Genomic DNA, 6,437 nt, shown 5'->3' with positions numbered 1-6,437 from the left:
AGTGCTAAACAAAAAACAATAGAGGAAATAATCGATAATTTCTTTTTCATAAAAGTCTCCTTATTGCCATATTAAATCTACTATAATACAAAAATAGGAATTTTTCGACAATATTATAAACTTGAGTTAGAATACTCGAAAGAAAGAAAGGAAATACGATATACTAAGGAAGTAGAGGTGATAACATGATAAAATTGACAGCAAGTGCAGTAAATATTATGGAGAATGCCATTAAGCAGGAACAGAAGGATGAAACGGAGAAGTTGTATATCCGTTTATCAATGGGAATTGGCTGAGGCGGCCCCCAATTAAAGCTGTCTCTGGAAGAGCGGCCATTGAGTGAGGACAAAGAGTTTACAGTGGAAGGGATTCACCTATTAATTCATCAAAAGGATTTAGTCTATTTTGAACATACAAAGCTGGATTTTGTAAAAAATGTTTTTGGAACGGGCAGATTTCAATTATTAAAAGTGTGAAAAAGCGGCAGCATTAGGCTCCGCTTTTCTGATTATAAAGAGGCAATTTTATTTGTATATTAGTGCCTTTTCCAGCTAAGCTGCTAATATGAAAGCTTCCATTATGAGCTTCAATAATTTTTTTGCATATGGAGAGCCCGATTCCTGTGCCGGATTCCTTTGTCGTATAAAACGGTGTAAAAATATGTTCGAGTATTTCAGCTGTCATCCCACAGCCATTGTCTTCAATGATGATGTAGGCTTGGGATGTCTCTTTTTTTAAAGAGAGAGTGATTTTTTTACAATTTTCATTGCCTTTTATCATAATCGCTTCGATTGCATTTTTTATTATATTTGTTAACACTTGTTTCAATTGCTTATCATTCGCAAGGATAATGAGAGTTTCATAGGAAAGCTGAACTTCCATTTTTATATTGTTTATTATTTTTTCACCTTCGTATTGCCTAGTGACATCCTTTAATAACTGATTTAATGAAACCGCCTTCTTTTGGTTAACTTGAGGTTTCGATAAATTCAAAAGGTCAAAGATCAGTTCGTTCGCCCGGTTGATCTCATCTAACGCAATATCGGCATAATGCTCTATACCCATTTCGAATAAATAAGGTTTTATAAGTTGGATATATCCCTTTACTGTTGTTAAAGGATTTCTAATTTCATGAGCGATCACTGCCGCTAGATTGCTTACATTTGACAGATTATCGGTAATGTTCGGGATCTGATGAATTTCTGGATTTGAAAGCTCACTATTTTCTTGTAAGTTTTGAAAATTGGATTGGACAGAAACCAAGATTTATCACCTCTAAAATTGTTTTCTATCTAATCTATGACGAAAAAAAGCGGGATATGTATTATTTTGTATCATTTATTGAGAAATGAAAGTTGAGTCCTTATAAAGAAAAAAACAGCAGAATTAGATTTCTGCTGTTTAATAACTTTTCATTTGTTAAAGCCATTTTATTTTCGGTTCCGATTTGTTCATAATTCGTTTAATATTGGCACGATGTCGATAAATGACAAAGAAAGCCAGTAGTGATACGACAATTATGAGAGGCGGATCCCATATGACGTAGGCATAAATGACAGCTGCAATAGCCGCAAGCATGGAAGCAAGTGAGACATACTTTGTTATGTATAAGCAAATAAAGAAAACCAATAACATGATGATAAACATTGGAGGGGCATAGCCTAATAAAATACCTCCAGAAGTTGCAACAGCTTTTCCACCTTTAAATCCTGCAAATATTGGATACATATGACCGATAACCGCAAAAATACCAGCGATTAACGGATGTATGTCACCATCGATAAATAAGAGAAGTAAAACAGCAGCCGTACCTTTTAATATATCTGCAATTGTAACAGCCATGCCCGCTTTAACTCCCAAAGTTCTGAAAGTGTTTGTCCCACCTAAGTTTCCGCTGCCATGCTGGCGAATATCGACCCCGTAAAACACCTTCCCGATAATTAAGCCGGATGGAATGGACCCTAGTAAATAAGCTAAAACAATAATGATTCCGTTTATTACCATAAAAAATTCTCCTTCAATAATATCTACGAGTAATTGTACCATGTTTTTAATTCATCACGCCATGTCAATAAAGAAAAATTACTATTTTTAAAGCCATGGTTGGACTTGGTGAATAAAGGAAGCCTAATTCCACTAAAATGCCTTCCCATTAGTTGAATTTTTCGTTACGATAGACCTAAGGGGGAAAGGGAATGGCTCGTATAGAATTTCATAAAAAGAAGCCTCTATCTATGAAATGGATAGCAGGTGGGCTTTTGTTTGCATGTTTCTTAATCATTTCAAGTATTATCTTACTTTTATACCCATTTGCATCAAAAGAAACTGAATCTTATTTCCATGGGGAAAACCCAATATTATATGAAGGTATACAATCTGGAAATGCCATAATTGAAGGAAATAGCGTATATTTGCCAATCTCTTTCATACAAGAAAATTTTGATGATGCTATCACTTTTGATGAAAAATCAAACTCCGTCATTATCACTACAAAAAATAAAGTTATTCAAATGCCTTCCGAATCGCTTACCTATTATGTTAACGAAGAACCTGTTCAATTACACTTTTCTGTGTTTAAAACTAAGGATCATGATATGTATCTGGCAATTGAACCATTACTCACTTATTATCCACTCGATTACACGATTATGCCAGAAACAAATGCTATTTGGATAAAGAAAAATGATCAGGAAATCCTTCATGCTAAGGTGATCAATAAGGAAGTGAATGAAGAAAAGCTTCGTTTACGAACTGATGCCAGTCTAAAGGCACCTTATACAGGGCAAGTAGAGAATGGTGAGATGCTTTTTGTTGAAAGTGAGAAGGAAGATTACTATTTTGCTAGAAAAGAAAATGGTGTGGCAGGGTATATAAAAAAAGATTATATAACCACTGGGGAAACAGAAAAAGTTATCATTAATCGTACTCATGAAGAAGTGGTTGTACCTAAAATTGAGGGGCCCATCCAGCTTACTTGGGAGGCCGTTTATACGAAGAATCCAGACACAGCCCAAATGCCCATTATGTCAGGTGTCAATGTTATTTCACCTACATGGTTTGAATTAGGTGATCCAGAAGGGGGAATAAAAAACCTCGGTTCTCTTGAATTTGTCAATTGGGCACAAAATCAGGGCTATCAAGTTTGGGGGTTATTTTCCAATGCGTTTGATCCGGCCTTAACACATGAGGCGTTCAAGAATTTTGAAACTAGACAGAAAATGATTCGCCAGCTTCTCCATTTTAGCCAAATATATCAGTTAAACGGCATAAATTTGGATATTGAAAATGTGAATCCTGAAGATGGTCCGCTTATTACTCAGTTCGTACGTGAAGCTGTTCCATATTTTCATGAAGCAGGTCTTGTAGTTTCCATGGATATTACTTTTATTTCCACAAGCGGGAACTGGTCTGCTTTTTATGAGAGAGATAAGCTCGCCAATCTCGTTGATTATATGGTAGTCATGGCATATGACGAGCATTGGGGCACATCTCCAAAAGCGGGGAGTGTAGCGAGCTTGCCATGGGTGGAGGAAAATCTAAAAAGGCTGCTTGAAGTTGTACCAAACGACAGGCTAATTCTGGGTGTTCCGCTATATACGAGGTTGTGGGAGCAGAAAGACAATGGGGAAGTTTCTTCTAAAGCTCTATCAATGGCAAAAGTAAAGCAATGGCTGAAAGCAAATGAACTGACTCCTGTTTATGACGAAGCGAGCGGTCAAAACTATGCTGAAATATATTCTGAAAAGGAACAAACGACTTATAAAATCTGGCTAGAGGATGAGCTTTCCTTAAAGAAACGGGCTGATTTAGCAAGAAAATATAATTTAGCTGGGGTTGCCAGCTGGTCAAGATATTTTGCTGACGAATCAGCCTGGGCGGCTTTATCACTTGGTAATGAACAATTGACGAAAAAATAAAAAAAGGTGGTTTGCTATTTAATAGTGAACCACCTTTTTTTGTAAATTAATGTGATGAATCAATTCCAATCTCAATATGTTTATAGGTTTTAACATCAAACAATCCTATATCTGTAAGCTTTAATTCAGGAATGACAGGCAGAGCCAGGAAGGAAAGGGTTACAAACGGATTAAATTCCATGGAACAGCCAATGGTCATTAAGGCTTTATTTAACTCATTGATACTCTCATTAACTGTCTCGTAATTCAAATTTGACATAAGACCCGCTACAGGCAATGGAAGAGAAGCAAGAATGTCTCCATTTTGGACGACAACTAAACCTCCGTTCATCTCTCTAGTTAAGTTAATAGCTTTGACAAGATCATGATCGTTTGTGCCCGCTGCCACGATATTATGTGAATCATGCGCAACAGAAGAAGCAATTGCTCCATTAATAATTCCTAAGCCTTTGATGATTCCAAGACCGATGTTGCCTGTGTTTTTATGGCGCTCAAGGACAGCTAATTTTAATTGGTCCATTTCAATATTTGCTTGAAAAAGGCCATTTTCAATCACAACTTCCTCAATGATATGATTTGTTACAATCATATTTGGTAATATCCCAATAATATTGGCCCGTCTGCTATCTTTTAGGCTGATTGTTAGATCCTCACTGTTTATCTGATTCATATTTACACTTTTAATAATAGCAGGAGGGGGAGCAGCCTTTGATTTGATAGGGGAGATTACTTTCCCGTTTTTAGCAACAAGCTTTCCGCTTTTAAAAACCTGTTCAATCTCAATTGCTTCTAGATTATTTAAGACTAAGANNGCTGCGTTTAAGGTTGCCATTTGAATAGCGAGTATTGGGTCAATTCCTTCCCTAATAGCTACCTTAATATTAAAATCGATACTTCCTTCATCAATTAATTCATCCAAATGCTTATCATCGGTAACGAATAAACAACGGCGTGAATTATTTTCATTAACTGCCTGTAATAGTTCAACTAAATCTTTTGCGGCTGAACCTTCACGCAGCATAACATACATTCCTTTTCGAAGTCTTTCAAGAGCTTCATCCGCTGTTACGCATTCGTGATCTGTTCGTATCCCAGCAGCCATGTAAACATTAATACCATTTGCATCAAGTCCCGATGCATGGCCGTCAATGCATTTTCCTTTTAAACTGGCACTTTCAAGTTTGTTAAGCATTTCATCGCTATTTTGGAAGACAGAAGGGTAATCCATCACCTCGCCAAGCCCAATAACTCTTGGGTGTTCGTAATATGGATTTAAATCTTCATCATTCAATGTTGCACCAGCATTTTCAAATGGAGTAGCCGGAACACAGGATGGCAGCATTAAAAAAACATCTAGCGGAATTTCTTCAGACGCCTGCAACATAAAATCAATACCAGCTGTCCCAGAAACATTGGCAATTTCATGTGGATCAGCCATAACGGTTGTTACCCCATGAGGCAGGACTACATTACAAAACTCTGGAGGGGTGACCATAGAAGATTCAATATGAACATGACCATCAATAAAGCCAGGAACGATGTATTTTCCTGAGGCATCAATGGACTCAAATCCTTCAAATTTGCCAACCCCCGCAATATAGCCGTCAACAATGGCAATATCGTCTTCAATAATCTCTCGTGTGAAAACGTTTACAATCTTCCCGTTCTTTATAACCAAATCTGCAGGTTTTCTTCTAGCTGCTACATCAATTCTTCGTTTCATGATTTCTTTTGTTAACTTCAATCAATACCCTTCTTTCACTTATTTATCGCATTAGTGTGCACTCATTATAAAGTTTATAATAAAAGCTGCACTTACGATATACATTATCCAATGAATTTGCTTTCTCTTTCCCGTTAGAAGTTTTAAGAGTGTATATGAAATGAAACCAAATGCTAAGCCCTCCGCGATACTAAATGTAAGTGGCATTAAAACAATGGTTAAAAACACTGGAATGACATCTGTAAAATCATCAAAGCTAATATGCCTAATTTCACTAATCATTAATGCTCCAACAAGTATTAAGATTGGAGCGGTAGCAACAGAAGGGATGAAAACAATTAATGGTGCAAATATTAAAGCCAAAAAGAAGAGGACACCGGCTGTTAAAGCGGTTAAGCCTGTTCTGCCGCCTTCTGAAATTCCGGTTGCATTCTCCACATAGGCATTNNCACTTGCCATAGTCCCAATCGCATCAGCCTGAAGGGCCCGGTCTAAATTTTCAATCTTACCGTTTTCATCAGTAAGACCTGCTTTCTTCGTTAATCCAATTAAGGTTGCTAGGTTATCGAATAATTCAACAATAGTGAATGAGAAAATAACAGAGAGGACCCCGTATCCAATAGCACCCATAATGTCCATAGCCAGAAAGGTTTCAGACATACTTGGAAGGTTTAAAGAAACGATATCACCAATGGATTTCGGAAAACTAATGAAGCCTACGATCATAGCGATAACACTTGTTGCTAGAATACTAATGAGGAGGGCACCTTTTACACGTTTGGCCATTAATATGGCTG

Annotated in this window: 5 protein-coding genes and 1 pseudogene; 2 read left to right on the top strand and 4 right to left on the bottom strand. The window is 36.9% G+C overall.

Going from position 1 to position 6,437, the window contains the following annotated elements; genetic code table 11:
• The first annotated feature begins 335 nt into the window (after positions 1 to 335).
• A complete protein-coding gene (locus tag V7149_RS19295) occupies positions 336 to 476 on the top strand; it encodes a hypothetical protein (RefSeq protein WP_335347222.1) in 141 nt (46 codons plus the stop codon).
• A 13-nt stretch (positions 477 to 489) separates the two neighbouring features.
• Here V7149_RS19295 and V7149_RS19290 read toward each other — a convergent pair whose 3' ends face one another.
• On the bottom strand, positions 490 to 1,263 hold the full coding sequence (locus V7149_RS19290) for a sensor histidine kinase (RefSeq protein ID WP_335347221.1): 774 nt from the start codon (positions 1,261 to 1,263) through the stop codon (positions 490 to 492).
• 156 nt (positions 1,264 to 1,419) lie between these two features.
• A complete protein-coding gene (gene plsY / locus V7149_RS19285) occupies positions 1,420 to 2,004 on the bottom strand; it encodes a glycerol-3-phosphate 1-O-acyltransferase PlsY (RefSeq protein WP_335347220.1) in 585 nt (194 codons plus the stop codon).
• A 191-nt stretch (positions 2,005 to 2,195) separates the two neighbouring features.
• On the opposite strand from plsY, the gene V7149_RS19280 reads away from it, so the two are divergent.
• Positions 2,196 to 3,917, top strand: a complete 1,722-nt coding sequence (locus V7149_RS19280) for a glycosyl hydrolase family 18 protein (RefSeq protein ID WP_335347219.1) — start codon at positions 2,196 to 2,198, stop codon at positions 3,915 to 3,917.
• A 46-nt stretch (positions 3,918 to 3,963) separates the two neighbouring features.
• Here V7149_RS19280 and ade read toward each other — a convergent pair whose 3' ends face one another.
• A complete protein-coding gene (ade, locus tag V7149_RS19275; RefSeq protein WP_335347218.1) occupies positions 3,964 to 5,661 on the bottom strand; it encodes an adenine deaminase in 1,698 nt (565 codons plus the stop codon).
• 30 nt (positions 5,662 to 5,691) lie between these two features.
• Positions 5,692 to 6,437, bottom strand: a pseudogene (locus V7149_RS19270) (NCS2 family permease); the annotation flags it as partial.

Source organism: Bacillus sp. JJ1503, assembly GCF_036965125.1.
Classification (GTDB): Bacteria; Bacillota; Bacilli; order Bacillales; family Cytobacillaceae; genus Cytobacillus.
Note: the sequence above shows the minus strand (reverse complement) of the source record. Positions and strands in the feature narration are given on the sequence as shown.

Coding starts and splice junctions, on each gene's coding strand:
- plsY (WP_335347220.1), bottom strand. CDS start 2,004: ATGGTAATAAACGGAATCATTATTGTTTTAGCTTATTTACTAGGGTCC.
- V7149_RS19280 (WP_335347219.1), top strand. CDS start 2,196: ATGGCTCGTATAGAATTTCATAAAAAGAAGCCTCTATCTATGAAATGG.